The sequence below is a fragment of the Mycobacterium paraffinicum genome, assembly GCF_025822865.1.
In the GTDB taxonomy this organism is placed as follows: Bacteria; Actinomycetota; Actinomycetes; order Mycobacteriales; family Mycobacteriaceae; genus Mycobacterium; species Mycobacterium paraffinicum.
In genome coordinates this window covers 250,019-266,674 of record NZ_JACKUR010000023.1, presented here as the reverse complement: position 1 = coordinate 266,674, position 16,656 = coordinate 250,019, and the positions used below count along the sequence as shown (strand labels likewise).

At 67.8% G+C, this 16,656-nt stretch carries 14 protein-coding genes; 11 read left to right on the top strand and 3 right to left on the bottom strand.

The features are described 5' to 3' along the window. The first annotated feature begins 92 nt into the window (after positions 1-92). On the top strand, positions 93-1,226 hold the full coding sequence (locus H7J89_RS13455) for an alpha/beta hydrolase (protein ID WP_264044182.1): 1,134 nt from the start codon (positions 93-95) through the stop codon (positions 1,224-1,226). A gap of 126 nt (positions 1,227-1,352) precedes the next feature. Then, positions 1,353-3,563, top strand: a complete 2,211-nt coding sequence (locus H7J89_RS13450; protein ID WP_264044181.1) for an acyl-CoA dehydrogenase family protein — start codon at positions 1,353-1,355, stop codon at positions 3,561-3,563. Between the two features lie 145 nt (positions 3,564-3,708). On the opposite strand, the gene H7J89_RS13445 is transcribed toward H7J89_RS13450, so the two are convergent. Next, entirely contained in the window at positions 3,709-4,023 is a 315-nt protein-coding gene (locus tag H7J89_RS13445) for a hypothetical protein (protein ID WP_264044180.1), read from the bottom strand. 507 nt (positions 4,024-4,530) lie between these two features. Here H7J89_RS13445 and H7J89_RS13440 point away from each other — a divergent pair. Then, positions 4,531-4,893, top strand: a complete 363-nt coding sequence (locus H7J89_RS13440) for an ATPase (RefSeq protein WP_264044179.1) — start codon at positions 4,531-4,533, stop codon at positions 4,891-4,893. Positions 4,894-4,911: 18 nt separating this feature from the next. On the opposite strand, the gene fadD2 is transcribed toward H7J89_RS13440, so the two are convergent. Beyond that, the gene (gene fadD2 / locus H7J89_RS13435; RefSeq protein ID WP_264044178.1) at positions 4,912-6,591 is read right to left on the bottom strand and encodes a long-chain-fatty-acid--CoA ligase FadD2; all 1,680 of its coding nucleotides are present in this window, start codon (positions 6,589-6,591) and stop codon (positions 4,912-4,914) included. Positions 6,592-6,649: 58 nt separating this feature from the next. On the opposite strand from fadD2, the gene H7J89_RS13430 reads away from it, so the two are divergent. Further along, positions 6,650-7,900, top strand: a complete 1,251-nt coding sequence (locus H7J89_RS13430) for a DNA polymerase domain-containing protein (protein WP_372513773.1) — start codon at positions 6,650-6,652, stop codon at positions 7,898-7,900. Positions 7,901-7,911: 11 nt separating this feature from the next. Here H7J89_RS13430 and H7J89_RS13425 read toward each other — a convergent pair whose 3' ends face one another. Next, positions 7,912-9,300 carry a NarK family nitrate/nitrite MFS transporter gene (locus H7J89_RS13425; RefSeq protein ID WP_264044274.1) on the bottom strand — a complete coding sequence of 463 codons (1,389 nt, stop codon included), beginning with the start codon at positions 9,298-9,300 and terminating at the stop codon, positions 7,912-7,914. Positions 9,301-9,456: 156 nt separating this feature from the next. Here H7J89_RS13425 and H7J89_RS13420 point away from each other — a divergent pair, with 156 nt between their 5' ends. The 7 genes from H7J89_RS13420 (at position 9,457) to H7J89_RS13390 (ending at position 16,602) form a co-directional block, all read left to right on the top strand. Continuing rightward, the gene (locus H7J89_RS13420) at positions 9,457-10,041 is read left to right on the top strand and encodes an acyl-CoA-like ligand-binding transcription factor (RefSeq protein WP_264044176.1); all 585 of its coding nucleotides are present in this window, start codon (positions 9,457-9,459) and stop codon (positions 10,039-10,041) included. Positions 10,042-10,096: 55 nt separating this feature from the next. Next, positions 10,097-11,095 carry an ABC transporter substrate-binding protein gene (locus tag H7J89_RS13415; RefSeq protein WP_264044175.1) on the top strand — a complete coding sequence of 333 codons (999 nt, stop codon included), beginning with the start codon at positions 10,097-10,099 and terminating at the stop codon, positions 11,093-11,095. Positions 11,096-11,206: 111 nt separating this feature from the next. Beyond that, on the top strand, positions 11,207-11,881 hold the full coding sequence (locus H7J89_RS13410; protein ID WP_264044174.1) for a 5-oxoprolinase subunit B family protein: 675 nt from the start codon (positions 11,207-11,209) through the stop codon (positions 11,879-11,881). Between the two features lie 15 nt (positions 11,882-11,896). Then, positions 11,897-12,814, top strand: coding sequence for a 5-oxoprolinase/urea amidolyase family protein (locus H7J89_RS13405; protein WP_264044173.1), 918 nt, complete (start codon positions 11,897-11,899; stop codon positions 12,812-12,814). A gap of 397 nt (positions 12,815-13,211) precedes the next feature. Next, positions 13,212-14,609: an MFS transporter gene (locus tag H7J89_RS13400; protein ID WP_264044172.1), complete on the top strand. Its 1,398-nt coding sequence runs from the start codon at positions 13,212-13,214 to the stop codon at positions 14,607-14,609. A 77-nt stretch (positions 14,610-14,686) separates the two neighbouring features. Continuing rightward, entirely contained in the window at positions 14,687-15,838 is a 1,152-nt protein-coding gene (locus H7J89_RS13395; protein ID WP_264044171.1) for a uroporphyrinogen-III synthase, read from the top strand. Then, positions 15,829-16,602 carry a sirohydrochlorin chelatase gene (locus H7J89_RS13390; RefSeq protein ID WP_264044170.1) on the top strand — a complete coding sequence of 258 codons (774 nt, stop codon included), beginning with the start codon at positions 15,829-15,831 and terminating at the stop codon, positions 16,600-16,602. Before H7J89_RS13395 ends, H7J89_RS13390 begins: the two co-directional genes overlap by 10 nt. Positions 16,603-16,656: the final 54 nt, after the last annotated feature.

The following is a 16,656-nucleotide window of genomic DNA, read 5'->3' as shown; positions in this document are numbered from 1 at the left end:
TCCCCGGCTTGAAGTCCTGGCCAAGTTGTAATTCTGAATCTAACATCGGCCTGGAGTTTCAACGAGACCTCCAATGCCGACAGGGCCGGTAAATGACTCCTAACACCGCCGCCGCCGGGGTTATCCGCGAGTTTGTCGGCCTGCCCTCGCCGACCGCCGGCCGCGCCGGCGCGGGTGGGCATCCCTGCCAGGGGCTGTACCACCGCGGGGTGGGACGCAAGCCCAAGGTGGCGATGATCGCCACGCACTACCAGATCGACTTTTCCGAGCACTACCTCGCCGACTACATGGCCACCCGCGGTGTCGGCTTTCTGGGCTGGAACACCAGGTTTCGCGGCTTCGAAAGCAGCTTCCTGCTCGACCACGCGCTGGTCGACATCGGCGTCGGAGTGCGCTGGCTGCGCGAGGTGCAGGGAGTGGAATCCGTTGTGCTGCTCGGTAATTCAGGGGGCGGCTCGTTGATCGCGGCATATCAGTCGCAGGCCGTGGAGCCGAACGTGACCCCGCTGGACGGGATGCGTCCGGCCGCGGGCCTGACCGAGTTGCCGGCCGCCGACGGCTACGTGGCCACCGCTGCCCATCCCGGGCGACCCGACGTGTTGACGGCCTGGATGGATGGTGCCGTCGTCGACGAGAACGACCCCGTCGCCACCGATGCCGACCTCGACCTGTTCAACGAGCGAAACGGGCCGCCGTATTCACCGGAGTTCCTCAGCCGCTATCGCCGGGCCCAGACCGCGCGCAACCACGCCATCACCGACTGGGCGGAGCAGGAGCTCAAACGCGTTCGTGCAGCGGGGTTTTCCGACCGCCCGTTCAGCGTCATGCGCACCTGGGCCGATCCCCGCATGGTCGACGCCGGCATCGAGCCGACCAGGCGTCAACCGAACATGTGTTATGCCGGCGTTCCGGCCAAGGCGAACCGGTCGGCGCACGGCATCGCCGCGGCCTGCACCCTGCGCAACTGGCTGGGCATGTGGAGCCTGCGGGTGGCGCAGACCAGGGCCGAACCGCATCTGGCCCGGATCAGCTGCCCCGCCCTGGTGATCAACGCCGAGGCCGATACCGGCGTCTTTCCGTCCGACGCCCAACGGATTTTCGTCGCGCTGGCCGGCCCCGACAAGACACTATCGTCGATCGACACCGACCACTACTTCACCACCCCGGGCGCTCGCGGGGAGCAGGCCGACATCATCGCGAAGTGGATCGCCAAGCGGTTTCACTGAAGCGCTCACCGCGGACACCGAGGTGCGCTGGCGGCCCGGTAACCCCTGTGGTCAACCAACCGACCGGTTGTTAGTTTGGAGGGTGCCTGGCCAAGGCGGGAACCCTAAAGCATGGGAAGGCGACCAATGCCGATCGCTATCACTGCTGAGCATCAAGACCTGGCCGATTCGGTGCGGTCGTTGGTGGCGCGCATCGCGCCGTCCGAGACGTTGCACGCGGCAATGGAGACACCGATCGACAACCCCCCGCCGTACTGGCGGGCCGCGGCCGAACAAGGCCTGCAGGGTCTGCATCTGGCCGAATCCGTGGGCGGGCAGGGTTTCGGCATCCTCGAGTTGGCCGTCGTGCTGGCCGAGTTCGGCTACGGCGCGGTGCCCGGCCCCTTCGTGCCGTCGGCGATCGCCAGCGCACTGATTTCCGCCAACGACCCGCACGCGAAGGTGCTCTCCGAGCTGGCGTCCGGCGCCGCCATCGCCGCCTACGCGATGGACTGTTGCGGGTTGACCGCCACCCGCCAGGGCCCGAATGATGACGTGCTCGTGCTCCGCGGTGAGGTTCGCGCGGTTCCGGCGGCGGCGCAGGCCTCCGTGCTGGTGCTCCCGGTCGCGATCGACAGCGGCGAGGAATGGGTGGTGCTGCGCGCGGAGGAGCTCGAGATCGAGCCCGTGAAAAGCCTTGACCCGCTGCGGCCCGTCGCCCATGTTCGGGCCAACGCCGTCGAGGTCGGGGCCGACGCCGCGTTGTGCAACCTGAGCATGGCGACAGCGCACGCGCTGATGACGACGCTGCTGTCCGCGGAGGCGATCGGGGTGGCGCGCTGGGCGACCGACACCGCGTCCCAGTACGCCAAGATCCGTGAGCAGTTCGGCAGGCCGATCGGCCAGTTCCAGGCCATCAAGCACAAGTGCGCCGAAATGATCGCCGACACCGAGCGGGCAACCGCGGCGGTGTGGGATGCCGCCCGGGCTATCGATGAGGCGCGCGAAAACGATTGGGATATCACGGGTTCCAAGGTCGAGTTTGCCGCCGCCGTCGCGGCGACGCTCGCGCCGGCGGCCGCTCAACGGTGCGCTCAGGACTGCATCCAGGTGCACGGCGGGATCGGCTTCACCTGGGAGCACGACACGAACGTGTACTACCGCCGGGCGCTGATGCTGGCCGCCTCGTTCGGCCGCAATTCGGAGTACCCGCAGAAGGTGGTGCACACCGCGACCAGCACCGGGGTGCGGGCGGTCGACATCGACCTCGACCCCGACACCGAGAAGCTGCGGGACGAGATCCGGGCCGAAGTCGCCGCGCTCAAGGCGATGGATCGCGCCGAGCGCAAGGTCGCCATCGCCGAGGGCGGCTGGACCCTGCCGCACCTGCCGAAACCGTGGGGTCGCGCGGCCAGCCCGGTCGAGCAGATCATCATCGCCCAGGAGTTCACCGCCGGCCGGGTCAAGCGCCCACAGATGGGCATCGCGACGTGGATCATTCCGTCGATCGTCGCCTTCGGGACCGAAGAGCAGAAACAGCGGTTTCTGCCGCCGACCTTCCGCGGGGACATGATCTGGTGTCAGCTGTTCTCCGAGCCGGGCGCCGGATCGGACCTGGCCGGGCTGAGCACCAAGGCCACCCGAACGGACGGCGGCTGGCGCATCACCGGCCAGAAGATCTGGACCACGGCTGCGCAGCTCTCCCAGTGGGGCGCGCTGTTGGCGAGAACCGACCCGAGCGCTCCAAAGCACAACGGGATCACCTACTTCCTGCTGGACATGCACAGCGAAGGCGTCGAGGTGAAGCCGTTGCGCGAGCTGACCGGGAACGCGATGTTCAACACCGTCTACATCGACGACGTGTTCGTGCCGGACGACTGCGTGCTGGGCGACGTGAACCGGGGGTGGGAGGTCAGCCGCAACACCCTTACCGCCGAACGGGTTTCCATCGGCAGCAGCGAGGCGAACTTCCTGGCCACTCTGGGCCAGTTCGTCGAGTTCGTTCGTGACGGGCAGTTCGACCCGGTCGCACAACACCGAGCGGGTCAGTTGATCGCCGAGGGCCACGCCGCCAAGGTGCTGAACCTGCGCTCCACTCTGTTGACTCTGGCCGGCGGGGATGCCATGCCGTCCGCGGCCATCTCCAAGCTGCTCTCGATGCGCACCGGTCAGGGGTACGCGGAGTTCGCGGTGTCCTCGTTCGGCACCGACGCCGCCATCGGCGACACCAGCGAGCTACCCGGCAAATGGGGCGAATACCTGTTGGCGAGCCGGGCGACGACCATCTACGGCGGCACCTCCGAGGTGCAGCTGAACATCATCGCCGAGCGGCTGCTCGGTCTCCCCCGCGATCCCTAACTGCCACTTCCGGTTTGGCCCGGAGACAGGGCCATGCCGACCTGAGGGGTGGTCAGGCCGGCATGGTTCCCCCCCATCCCGTGGGCCGGTCAGCCTATAAGTGGATCGGCACGTCGAGGCTGATCGACTACCACGGGGAGGTAGTTCACCACCACCAGTTCCACCAGTGCCCGGGGGCCCAGAATCCGCGGTTGCCCGAACCCCAACCGGGGTGGCCTCCGCCGCCCCATCCGTGGCCGCCCCATCCATGACCGCCATGACCCCCACCTGGACGGTCGGGAATGATGCCGGGTCCGCCGGGCATGCCGTGCGGACCGGTGGTGGTGAAGCTGGTGTCGGGACCTGGTACCGGGGCCGCCTGGGCGGCGGGGCCGGCGCCAAACAGCAGCGCTCCCGCCACCGCCGAGGCACCCGCCGCACCCACGGCGGCGCCACGTAACGATCGTGCAGAAATCGTCATCGCAACCCTCCTTCCAGGTCCTGATGCCGACAAACAAACGTTAGCCAGCACTTTCCCGGCAAACAACGTTGCTACACAAAAATAGCCCTGTGAATTATGTAACAAATAACTTAAGGGCATTTATGCGAGCCGGCTTCGTCGGAATTAATGATCTCCACAAATCAGGATATGGGCAACTACTGAGTTGCGCAGCCTCAGCATCAGTGCTGGTTAGAGGCAATCTACTGAGATACTGGTTTGCAGACTTCCGCATCAGCGGACCCGCTGAATTACGGCAATAAACCACGCCGTTCCCGATCTTTTGATCGAAATGACAGACGTCCGCCGGCGCGACAGTGAGCTATCTTCGAAAATTTGCTGCGAGAAACCGCTGCTCCGGCGCTTACCGCGGGCGCGGGCGGCCCGCGGCCCGGCGACGCGACTTACGCCGTCGTCGGTGGAAGAATCAGCACTGTCAGACGCAATGCTGATTTACTGATTGCCACTCACCGGAGGACGACCGCCGCAGTGAACTTCAACCCCAGCCACATCGGACCCGGCGCCGGAACGTTCCGGGGCCCCGGGCCGTCGGCCACACCGGCAGGAGACGCCGCGCCGACCGAGCGCATCGGGCTTGGGCAGCAGGGCGCCCGCCGGATCGTCAGCCAGCCGGCGGTCAACCAGGCGAGCCGGGGTCAGCGGACACGCCGCACCGTGGACCTCCCGGCGGCCACCCACCGCGCCCTCGACATCTGGCAGCGCGAGGCCGCCGATCGCCTGGGTGTCGCCCGGGTGACCGGACAAGAGGTCCTCACCGCGCTCATCGACCAGCTTCTGGTCGACCCCAAACTCGCGGCGCAGATCACCCGCGCCATCAAAGACCGGCGCTGACCCCGACGGGGACAGCGGCTAGTCGACCTCCATCTCGCGCAACTCGCGCTTGAGGATCTTGCCCGTCGGGTTACGTGGCAACTCGTCCAGGAAGACCACCTCACGCGGCACCTTGTAGCGGGCCAGGTGGTCGCGAACGTAGTGCTTGATGGTGTCCTCGTCGACGTCGGAACCGTCCTTCTTCACGACGAAGGCGCGCAGCCGGTGGCCCCATTCCTTGTCCTCGACGCCGATGGCCGTCGCCTCCACCACCTCGGGGTGCCCGCTGATCAGGTCCTCGACCTCGGCCGGGAAAACGTTCTCTCCGCCGGAGACGATCATCTCGTCGTCCCGGCCGCTGACGTAAAGCAGGCCGTGCTCGTCAAAATAGCCGACGTCACCTGATGACATGAGGCCGTCGATGATCTGCTTGTGGCCGCCGCCGGTGTAGCCCTCGAAGGGGAACGCGTTGCCGACGAAGATCCGGCCGACCTCGCCCTGTGGCTTCTCCTTGCCGTTGTCGTCGAGGATCTTGACCTTCACGCCCTTGACCACCGGGCCGACGGTCGCCGCGTTGCGCTCCAGGTCCTGCGGTCCGGCGATGGTGGCGAACGCGATCTCGGTCGAGCCGTACATGTTGTAGATGACCGGGCCGAGATCCTTGAGCGCGCGGCTGGTCAGGTCGGCGCCCAGCTGCGACCCGGAGATGAACACGATCCTCAGGCTGGACAGGTCGGGTTTCTTGTCCATCTTCTCGACCGCGTCGAGGATTCGCGACAGCATCACCGGCACCACCACCATGGCGGTGACCTTGTACTTCTCGATGTCCTCGAGCACATGCTGCGGCTTGAACTTCCGGCGCAGCACCAGCGTCGAGCCCAGGAACATCGCGATGGTGGAGAGCAGAAAGCCCAGCGCGTGGAACATCGGCGCCGGCAGCGACGTCACCTCGTTGGCCTTGAACGGAACATGCGACAGGATGCCCCCGACCGGTGCCAGGGTGGGCGGCGTGCTGCGGTTGGCGCCCTTCGGGGTGCCGGTGGTGCCGCTGGTCAGGATGATGATCGACGCGTGCTTCGTCGCCTTGGGGGCGGGCGACTTGCTGCTGCGCTCGATCAGGTCGGCCAGCGTCTCGTCGGTGCTGCCCGACGGCTCGTCCGCGTCGGGGTTGGTGCCCAGCGCGCGCAGGAAGCCAAGCTCCGGTTGGGCCTTGCTGACGGCCTTGGTGTACTCGTCGTCGTAGATGATCAGCTTCGCGCGCTCGCGCTCCGAGACCTCCTTGATCTGCGGGCCGGAGAACTCGCTGTTGAGCAGGATGATGCGGGCGCCGACCCGGGCGGCGCCATAATAGGCGACGAGGAACCAGCGGCTGTTGCGAGCCAGGATCGCGACCCCGTCGCCGCCCTTGACGCCCATCCCGCGCAGGCCGTTCGCCACCGCGTGGGCGGCGTCGTCGAGCTCCTTGAACGTGAACTCGCCCTCTTCGTCGATGCACGCGGCGCGGTTCGGATGGCGTCGGGCGTTGAGCGACGGGAGCATGCCGAACTCGCCCCACTTGTAGATGTCGTTGGCCATCGCGACGTAGTTCAGCGGCGGCTCGAGCCGGAAGGCGCCCGCTTCGAAGATCTTTCGCACGTAGTGCAATTCGGCCGAGCCGCGTTCCAGGTACTGCTGAACCTTGGCAACCGCCTGCCCAGGCAGGCCAATCAGATTAGGCATGCATCCACCCTATGTGACGTCCGTCGCATTCCGAGGGGTAAGTACCCATCGACTTACGATGATGAACATGGGTCCGGTTTCGCTGGAGGTGGCCGGGCGCCAGGTCTCCATCACCCACCCGGACAGGGTGGTGTTCGAAGCCCACGGCGGCACGGGACCGCACACCAAGCTCGACCTGGTCCGCTACTACCTGTCGGTGGCCGAGGGGGCGCTGCGCGGCGTTGCCGGCCGGCCGATGATCCTCAAGCGCTTCGTCAAGGGCATCGCGCAAGAGGCGGTGTTCCAGAAGCGCGCGCCGAAGAACCGCCCCGACTGGGTGGACGTCGCCGAACTGCGCTACGCGCGGGGCACTTCGGCCGCGGAGGCCGTCATCCACGACGCCGCCGGCCTGGCGTGGGCGGTCAACCTGGGCTGCATCGACCTCAACCCGCACCCGGTACTGGCCGGCGACCTCGACCATCCGGACGAATTGCGGGTCGACCTGGATCCGATGCCCGGGGTGTCCTGGCGGCGGATCGTCGACGTCGCGCTGGTGGCCCGCGAGGTGCTGGAGGACTACGGCCTGACCGCGTGGCCGAAGACCTCCGGGAGCCGCGGTTTTCACATCTACGCGCGGATCGCCCCGCGCTGGGAGTTCCGGCAGGTGCGGCTGGCCGCCCAGACCGTGGCCCGCGAGGTCGAGCGGCGCGTGCCCGACGCGGCGACCAGCCGATGGTGGAAGGAGGAACGCGAGGGGGTGTTCGTCGACTTCAACCAGAACGCCAAGGACCGCACGGTCGCGTCGGCGTACTCGGTTCGGGCGACGCCGGACGCCCGGGTTTCGACGCCGCTGCTGTGGGACGAAGTCACCGAGCGCCATCCCGAGGAGTTCACCATCGACACCGTGCCCGGCCGGTTCGCCGCGATGGGTGACCCGTGGGAGGGGATGGACGACGCGGTCGGTGAGCTCGACCGGCTGCTGGTGCTCGCCGAGGAGATGGGGCCCCCGGAACGCGCGCCGAAGGGATCCGGGACGGCCGACGGCCGGCGCCGGTCGGTGATGCCGCTCATCGAGATCGCCCGCACCAAGACCAAGGACGAGGCGCTGGCCGCGCTGGACACCTGGCGCGGCCGCCACCCGGACGCATCTCGCCTGCTGCAACCGGTCGACGTCCTGGTCGACGGCATGCGCGGGCCGAGTTCGATCTGGTACCGCATCCGGATCAACCTGCAGCATGTGCCGGTCGACCAGCGACCTCCGCAGGAGGAGCTGATCGCCGACTACAGCCCCTGGGACGGTTACGGGGGCAAGCAAAAACCGTCGAGCTGAGCGGCGGGCGGCTACACCCCGGCCCGCGCTTGCGCGTTGTAGGCGTTGCCCTTGCGCAGGTAGCAGTACCAGGTGACCACCAGCAGGGCCAGGAAGAAGCCCACGTAGAACCGCAGTGCGGGTTCGATGCTGCCGAAGTGCGATTTCGACCAGGCGTACGCCAGCGGCACGACGAACCCGCCGAAGGCACCGATCGACGAGATGACGCCCAGGGCGCCGGCGGCCTGGCGGCGCATGTGCGCCATGGTGTCGGGGTCGCCGCCGGCGAGCTGCCCCTTGATCACGAAGATCCTCGAGATCATCCGGTAGGTCGAGCCGTTGCCGATGCCGGTCGCGACGAACAAGAACATGAAGCTGGCGAAGAACAGCGGCAGATTCTTGGCGTTGACCGACCACAGCGCCGCCGAGGCGCCCGCGGCGAGCATGACGAAGCTGACCGCGGTGATCCGCGCGCCACCGATCCGGTCGGCCAGCTTGCCGCCCAGGGGCCGGATGACCGAGCCGATCGCCGCACCGAGGAATGCCCAGGTCAACGCGATGTCGCCGCGGCCGAACACCGTCTTGAGCAGGGTCGGAAAGGCCGCCGAGTAGCCGATGAACGATCCGAATGTGCCGATGTAGAGCAGCGACATGACCCAGGTGTCGGGATGCCGCAGCGACTGCCACACGGGCCGCACGTCGGCCTTCGCCTCGGACAGGTTGTTCATGAATGCGAACGCGCACACCGCGGCCACCACGGCCAGCGGCACGTAGAACAGGCCGGCGCGCGCCAGCGCCACCCCGCCGCCGGCGACGACGATGGGCGGGATGATCTTCTGCACCACCGCGACGCCGACGTTGCCGCCGGCCGCGTTGAGGCCCAGCGCCCAGCCCTTGTCCTTCTCCGGGTAGAAGAACGAGATGTTGGCCATCGACGAGGCGAAGTTGCCGCCACCGAAGCCGGCGGTCGCGGCGACCGCCACCAGGACGGCGAACGAGAGGCCGGGATGGCTGACCGCCCAGGCCAGCAGCAGGCACGGGATCAGCAACAACGCCGCCGAGATGGTCGTCCAGTTGCGGCCGCCGAACAGCGGAACCGCGAAGGTGTAGGGCAGGCGCAGGAAGGCGCCGACCCCGCTCGGGACGGCGACCAGGCACAGCGCCTGGCTGGCGGTCAGCGCCCAGCCGGACGCGGACGGATGCCCGTGGGGGCCCGCGGTCATCTGGACCACCACGATGCTCCACAACATCCACACGCTGAAGCCGACGTGCTCGGCGAAGATCGAGAAGATCAGGTTGCGGCGGGCGATCGGCTTGCCGGTGGTCTCCCAGAACGCGGGGTCTTCGGGCCGCCAGTCGTCGATCCAGTGCCTGCCCCGGTGAGACGGGCGCCCGGGCGCGGGCGCAAGGACCGGAGCGATCGGCTCTGCAGAGGTCGTCGTAGTCACGCCCCGACGTTAGGAAAGGACTGTTACCGGGCCGCGTGGCCACAGTTACGCCGGAGATACGTGGATCTCGCAGTGGCCTTCGAGCCACTGTCAGAACTTTTCGCGCCCAGAATGCGGGAGAATCGCCCCATGCCGGCGACTGACCAGCCCCTGGGGCTGCGGGAACGCAAGAAGATCAAGACCCGCCATGCCCTCCGCCGCGAGGCGTTCCGGCTGTTCGACGCCAACGGCTACGGCGCCACCACCGTAGAACAGATCGCCGAAGCCGCCGAGGTTTCCCCCAGCACCTTCTTCCGCTATTTCGGATCCAAGGAGTCGCTGCTGCTGGTCGACGACCTCGATCCGCTGATCCTGGCCGCGTTCGAAGCCCAGCCCCCCGAGCTGTCGCCGAGCCAAGCCATCCGCCGCGCCTACGCCACGACGATGGCCGGCCTGTCACCCGAGCAATTGGAGTTCGAGAACACCCGGCAGCGGCTGATCTTCTCGATACCCGAGCTCAAGGCCGCCCTCTACGACGAGTACTACCGCACCGTGAACGTCATGGCGGAGGCCATCGGTCGCCGGATCGGCCGTGACGCAACCGATTTCGAAGTCCGCGTGTATGTCGGCGCGATGGTCGGGGCCATGATGGCGGCGTTCGACAGCGCGCCCAAAACGGCCGACACCATCTATCGGGCGCTGGACTTCCTGGACGCCGGCATGCCGCTGGACTGAGCGCGCAACCGCGCGGCGATGCCCTGGCGGGCAGGGAACGCGATAATCTCACGCGATGCGACAGGGTTGGAATCGACGGGGATTCTTGCAGCTCGCAGGGGCTGCGACGGTCGCCACGGTCGCCGGGGCTCCGGCGGCGTGCTCGTCGGGCAAACCGTCGTCGGATACCTCCGGCGGCAAATCCGTGACCATCAACCACCTGTTCGGTCAGACCGTCATCAAGGAACCACCCAAGCGCGTGGTCAGTGCCGGCTACACCGAGCAGGACGACCTGCTCGCGGTCGGCGTGGTGCCGATCGCGGTGACCTACTGGTTCGGTGATCAGCCGTTCGCGGTGTGGCCGTGGGCCCAGCCCAGGCTCGGCGGCGCGCAGCCGGTGGTGCTGAACCTCGACAACGGGATCCCGGTCGACCAGATCGCGGGCCTCAAGCCGGATTTGATCGTGGCCACCAACGCGGGCGTGGACGCCGACACCTATCAGAAGCTCGCCGCGATCGCCCCGACCGTGCCGCAGTCGGACGGCGACGCCTTCTTCGAGCCATGGAAGGAGCAGGCCACCGCCATCGGACAGGCGGTGTTCCAGGCCGACCAGATGAAGTCGCTGGTCGACGCCGTCGACCAGAAATTCACCGCCGTCGCCAAGGAGCATCCGGCCTGGACGGGCAAGAAGGCGTTGCTGATGCAGGGCACGCTCTGGCAGGGGACCGTCGTCGCGACCATGGCCGGCTGGCGCACCGACTTCCTGAACCAGATGGGGTTGGTGATCGCCGACAGCATCAAGCCTTTCGGCACCGATCACCGCGCCGTCATCCCCCGCGATCACATCAGGGCGGTGCTCGATTCCGCCGACGTGGTCATCTGGACGACCGAGAACCCCGACGACCAAAAGGCATTGCTCGCCGACCCCGATGTAGCGGCCTCCCTGGCCACCGCGCAGAACCGGCACATCTTCACCACCAAGGAGCAGGCCGGCGCGATCGCCTTTTCCTCGCCGCTGAGCTACCCGTTGGTCGCCGATCAACTCCCCCCGCAAATCGGCAAAATCCTCGGTTAGACCCGGCCGCGCCTGCGGCGTTTGAGCGTTTGCTAAGGCAGCTCTGGCAGTGTTCGAAAATCCGTCGCTTGCCCCTCGCCCGGTCGGTGTTGGGGAGGTTACCGTCGAGTAATGAGCGTGACGGACCTTACCGACAACGTGTCCAAGGACCTGCCGACGGAACTGGTCGGCAACACGGTTCTGGATTTCGGCGACAACGCGCTTCTGCTGCAATGCGGCAGCACCGCCGAGGTATTGGCGTGGGCGGCGCACCTGCGCGCCGCCGCGTTGCCGGGCGTGGTCGACATCGTCCCGGCCGCCCGCACGGTTCTGGTGAAGCTGGACGGCCCCCGCTGCCAAGGGGTGATCCGTCAGCGACTGCGCAAGATGCGGGTCACCGCCGAGGAGCTCGCCGCCCCGGAACGCCGTGCCGATGTGGTCATCGACGTCGTATACGACGGCCCGGACCTGGCGGAGGTCGCCGGCCATACCGGGCTGACCATCGCGCAGGTGATCGACGCGCACACCGGTTCGCTGTGGCGGGTCGGGTTCAGCGGGTTCGCCCCGGGTTTCGCGTACCTGGTCGACGGCGACGCGCGCCTTCGGGTGCCGCGCCGTACCGAGCCACGCACCTCGGTGCCCGCCGGCTCGGTCGGCCTGGCCGGTGAATTCAGCGCGATATACCCGCGCCAGTCGCCCGGCGGCTGGCAACTGATCGGCCGCACCGACGCGGTCCTGTGGGACCTCGAACGGCCCGAGCCGGCTTTGCTGACGCAGGGCATGTGGGTTCGGTTCCGGGCCGTCTGAGGTAAGGAGATCACCGTGAGCACCCTGGAGATTCTTCGCACCGGACCGCTCGCCGTCGTCCAGGACCTCGGCCGGCCGGGACTCGCCCATCTCGGCGTGAGCCGGTCCGGGGCCGCCGACCGTCGCGCACACCAGTTGGCCAACCGCCTGGTGGCCAACCCCGATGACCGCGCCACGGTCGAAGTGACGCTCGGCGGTTTCGCCGCCAGGGTCCGGGGCGGTGATATCGACATCGCCGTGACGGGGGCCGATACCAACCCGACAGTCAATGGGATTGAGTTCGGCACCAACAGCATTCAGCACGTTCGCGACGGCCAAACGATCGCCCTGGGGACGCCGACCGCCGGGCTGCGCACGTATCTGGCGGTGCGGGGCGGCATCGCCGTGGAGCCCGTGCTCGGCTCGCGCAGCTACGACGTGATGTCGGCCATCGGCCCGTCGCCACTGCGGGCGGGAGATCAGCTCCCGGTCGGTGAGCACACCCTCGACTACCCCGAACTCGATCAGGCCCCGGTGGCGGCGATCACCGGCAACATGGTCGAGTTGTCGGTGGTGCCCGGGCCGCGCGACGATTGGTTCGTCGACCCCGATGCCCTGGTGCACAACGATTGGGTGGCATCCGATCGCAGCGATCGCGTGGGAATGCGATTGGTCGGCCGCCCTCTGCAGTACTGCTACCCGGACCGCCAGCTGCCCAGCGAGGGCACCACCCGCGGCGCGATTCAGGTGCCGCCCAACGGTTTACCGGTGATCCTCGGGCCCGACCACCCGGTGACCGGCGGCTACCCGGTGGTGGGCGTGGTGGTCGACGAGGACATCGACAAAATCGCCCAGGTACGCCCCGGACAGTCGGTGCGCCTGCACTGGTCACGCCCGAGGATTCTGGTGGGCGCCCAACCACAGTCCGGTGTCGCGGTCTTACCGATTTCCTAGCCGGAATGTATTCCAGTTCACATGAAATCGCCCGGCCGGGCCGAATCACTTGAAATGGGCCGCTATTTCGGCGATCGGGGCCTACAGGGATTTACCAGATAACTGGTAATCAACTTACANGCGATTCGGGCCGAATTGAGTTGACCCGACGCCCTCTCGAATGTGAGCATCGAAATGCACGGCGGGGCATCCCTCTTCATTCGAGGCGCCCACTTTCTTCCCGTTGTGCGGCTGAATGGGTCCTGACGAGAGGGAGTCTTGTGCACGCCTCCTTGCCCAGTGGCATGCCCCCGCTATCCCAAGGCGCACAATCGGATTCACCGAGAGCCGAGCGGAAATGAGCACCGCCTCGTGCCCTTCTGAGAAACCATCGCAGTCGAGGAGAGGTGACAACCGGATGGCCCGCAATCACCACATCGCGGACTGGAATCCAGAAGACACGGCGGCCTGGGAGGCCGGCAACAAGGAGATCGCGCGCCGCAATCTGTTATGCACCATCGCGGGCGACCACGTCGCCTTCTCGATCTGGACGCTGTGGCCCGTCATGGCGTTGTTCATGCCTACACACATCTACGGCTTCTCCGCCGGCGACAAGCTGCTGCTGGGCGCCGTCGCCACCCTGGTCGGCGGGCTGGCCCGGATTCCCTACACCCTGGGCATCGCGACCTTCGGTGGTCGCAACTGGACCGCCTTCTCGGCGTTCGTGCTGCTGATCCCGACGACCGGCACCATCGTGTTGCTCGCCAACCCCGGATTGCCGCTGTGGCCCTTCGTGGTGTGCGCCGCGCTGACCGGGCTGGGCGGGGGCAACTACGCGGCTTCGCTGGCCAACGTGAACGCCTTCTACCCGCAGCGGCTCAAGGGCTCGGCGCTGGCCGTCAACGCCGGCGTCGGCAACCTCGGCGTGGCGGTGATCCAGCTGGTTGGGCTACTGGTGCTCGCCACGGCCGGACACGAGGCGCCGTATTGGGTGTGCGCGGTGTACCTGGTGGTGTTGGCGATCGTGGGCATCGCGGCCGTGCTGTTCATGGACAACGTCGGCCACGGCACGCAGCTGAACACGATGCGCTCGATCCTGGTCGAGCGCGACACCTACGTGATCTCCCTGCTCTACATCTGCACGTTCGGCTCCTGGATCGGGTTCTCATTCGCCTTCGGTCAGGTGATGCAGGTCAACTTCCTGGCCAACGGCGAGAGCGCCAAACACGCGGCGCTGCACGCCGCGCAGGTGGCCTTCATCGGACCGCTGCTGGGCTCGCTGGCGCGTATCTACGGCGGCCGGCTGGCCGACCGCAAGGGCGGCAGCCGCGTGACCCTCGGCGTGCTCGCCGGGATGACCCTGGGCGCTGGATTGCTGGTCTTCATAAGCACTTTCGACGATCACAATGCCGGGGCCCGCTCGACCAGCATGATCGGCTATGTCGTCGGCTTCATGGTGCTGTTCATTCTGTCCGGGATGGGCAACGGTTCGGTGTTCAAGCTCATCCCCTCGGTGTATGAGGCGCGCAGCCGCGCACTGAAGACGGGCGAGGACGAACGGCGCCACTGGGCGCGCGCCAAGTCCGGATCGCTGATCGGCGTCTGCTCCGCGGTCGGCGCGCTCGGCGGCGTGGGCATCAACCTCGCGCTGCGCCAGTCCTACCTGGCCACCGGGACGGAGACGTCGGCATACGTGGCGTTCCTCGCCTCCTACGTCGTGGCAGCGATCATCACGTGGATGGTGTACGTGCGGCGGCCGGCGCTGCCCGCCGAGGCGGCGAACGGTGAGGCGGCAGGCGCGCTGGCCCGCGTGTGAGGCTGGCCTCACTATGGGCAATGCGTAAGCAATTGCCAGGTAACGCAACCGAAATCTGACAGGCATACACAGGTGATATGGCCCGGCCCGACTCCCCGCCGCTGACGGGTTACCGCATCGCGGTGACCTCTGCCCGGCGCTCCGAGGAGCTGTGCGCGCTGCTCAGCCGACAGGGCGCCGAGGTGTGCAGCGCACCCGCGATCAACATGATCGCGCTGCCCGACGACGACGAACTGCACCGTAACACCGAGGCGTTGATCGCCGAGCCACCCGACATCCTGGTCGCGCACACCGGAATCGGGTTCCGCGGCTGGCTGGCCGCCGCCGAGGGATGGGGGCTGGTCAACCCGCTCATCACCGCCCTGTCGTCGGCCCGGATCGTCTCGCGCGGGCCCAAGGCGACGGGCGCGCTGCGCGCCGCCGGTCTGCACGAGGAGTGGTCGCCGGACTCCGAATCCTCGCAGGAGGTGCTGGAATACCTGCTCAACTCGGGGGTGGCCGGACTGCGGGTGGCGGTCCAGCTGCATGGCGCCGCCGACGCGTGGGATCCCTTCCCGGAATTCCTCGGCGGGTTGCGCCTGGGGGGCGCCGAGGTGGTGCCCGTCCGGGTGTACCGGTGGAAGCCAACGCCGTTGGGCGGCACGTTCGATCAGCTGGTGACCGGGATCGCGGGACGGCAGTTCGACGCGGTCACCTTCACGTCGGCGCCCGCGGCCGCGGCGGTGCTGGAGCGCAGCCGCGAGCTGGACGTCGAAGACCAGGTGCTGGGCGCCCTGCGCAGCGACGTGCACGCGATGTGCGTTGGCCCGGTGACCTCCAAGCCGTTGATCCGCAAGGGCGTGCCGACGTCATCCCCGGAACGAATGCGGTTGGGCGCCTTGGCCCGTCACGTCGCCGAAGAGCTACCGCTGCTGGGTTCGTGCACGGTGACCGCCGCCGGCCACACGGTCGATATCCGTGGCACTTGCGTGCTGGTGGACGGCTCGATCAAGGTGCTGTCGCCGTCCGGCATGGGGATACTGCGCGCGCTGGCGAAACGTCCGGGCGACGTCGTCGCCCGCGGCGACCTGCTACGCGCGTTGCCCGGCAACAGCAATGACCCGCACGCCGTCGACACGGCCGTGCTGCGGCTGCGAACGGCCTTGGGCGACAAGAACATCATCGCGACGGTGGTCAAGCGTGGGTACCGGCTCGCGACCGAGCAGCGGGCGGGCTCCCCATGGCCCTGATCCTGGTCGCGCACGGCACTCGAAGGCCGGAGGGTGTGGCGATGGTCGAAGAGCTTGCCGCGCAAGCAAGCTCGTTGACCGGCCGGCCGGTGGAGGTCGCGTTCGTCGACGTGCTGGGCCCCACCCCCAGCGAGGTGCTGTCGCGGGCGAAGGCCACCGGCCGCCCCGCCATCGTGCTGCCGGCGTTCTTGTCGCGCGGCTATCACGTCCGCGCCGACCTACCGGCCCACGTCGAGCTGAGCGGCCACCCGAACGCGATCGTCACGCCGGCCCTGGGCCCGAGTGGCCAGGTCGCCCGGATCGCCGGCGACCAGTTGGTGAAATGTGGTTGGCGCCCTGGTGATTCCGTGATTCTCGCGGCGGCGGGAACATCGGATGCCAGGGCTCGCGCCGACCTGCACACCACCGCGACGCTGGTGTCGGCGCTGACCGGGTCGCGTGTCAGCCTGGGCTTCGCGGCCACCGGGGATCCGCAACTGCCGGAAGCGGTGGACGAGGCCAGGCGCCATGCGCCCAACGCGCGAGTCGTGGTCGCCTCCTACCTGCTGGCCGACGGCCTGTTCCAGGAACGGCTGCACGACTGCGGCGCCGACCTGGTCAGCCGGCCGCTGGGCACCCATCCCGGCCTGGCCCGCCTGATCGCCAATAGGTTCCGCCGGGCCATGCCGCCGGTCCTCGCCCCCACCACCCGGCACGCTTCGCGGCGACCGACCGCACAGCGGCTGGTCCACGACCGGATCGTGCGGCCGAATTCGGTGGCTTGACAGCACTGGCCGGTTAGGCGCGCCGACGGCCCCCGACGCTTGCTCTTTACTCCG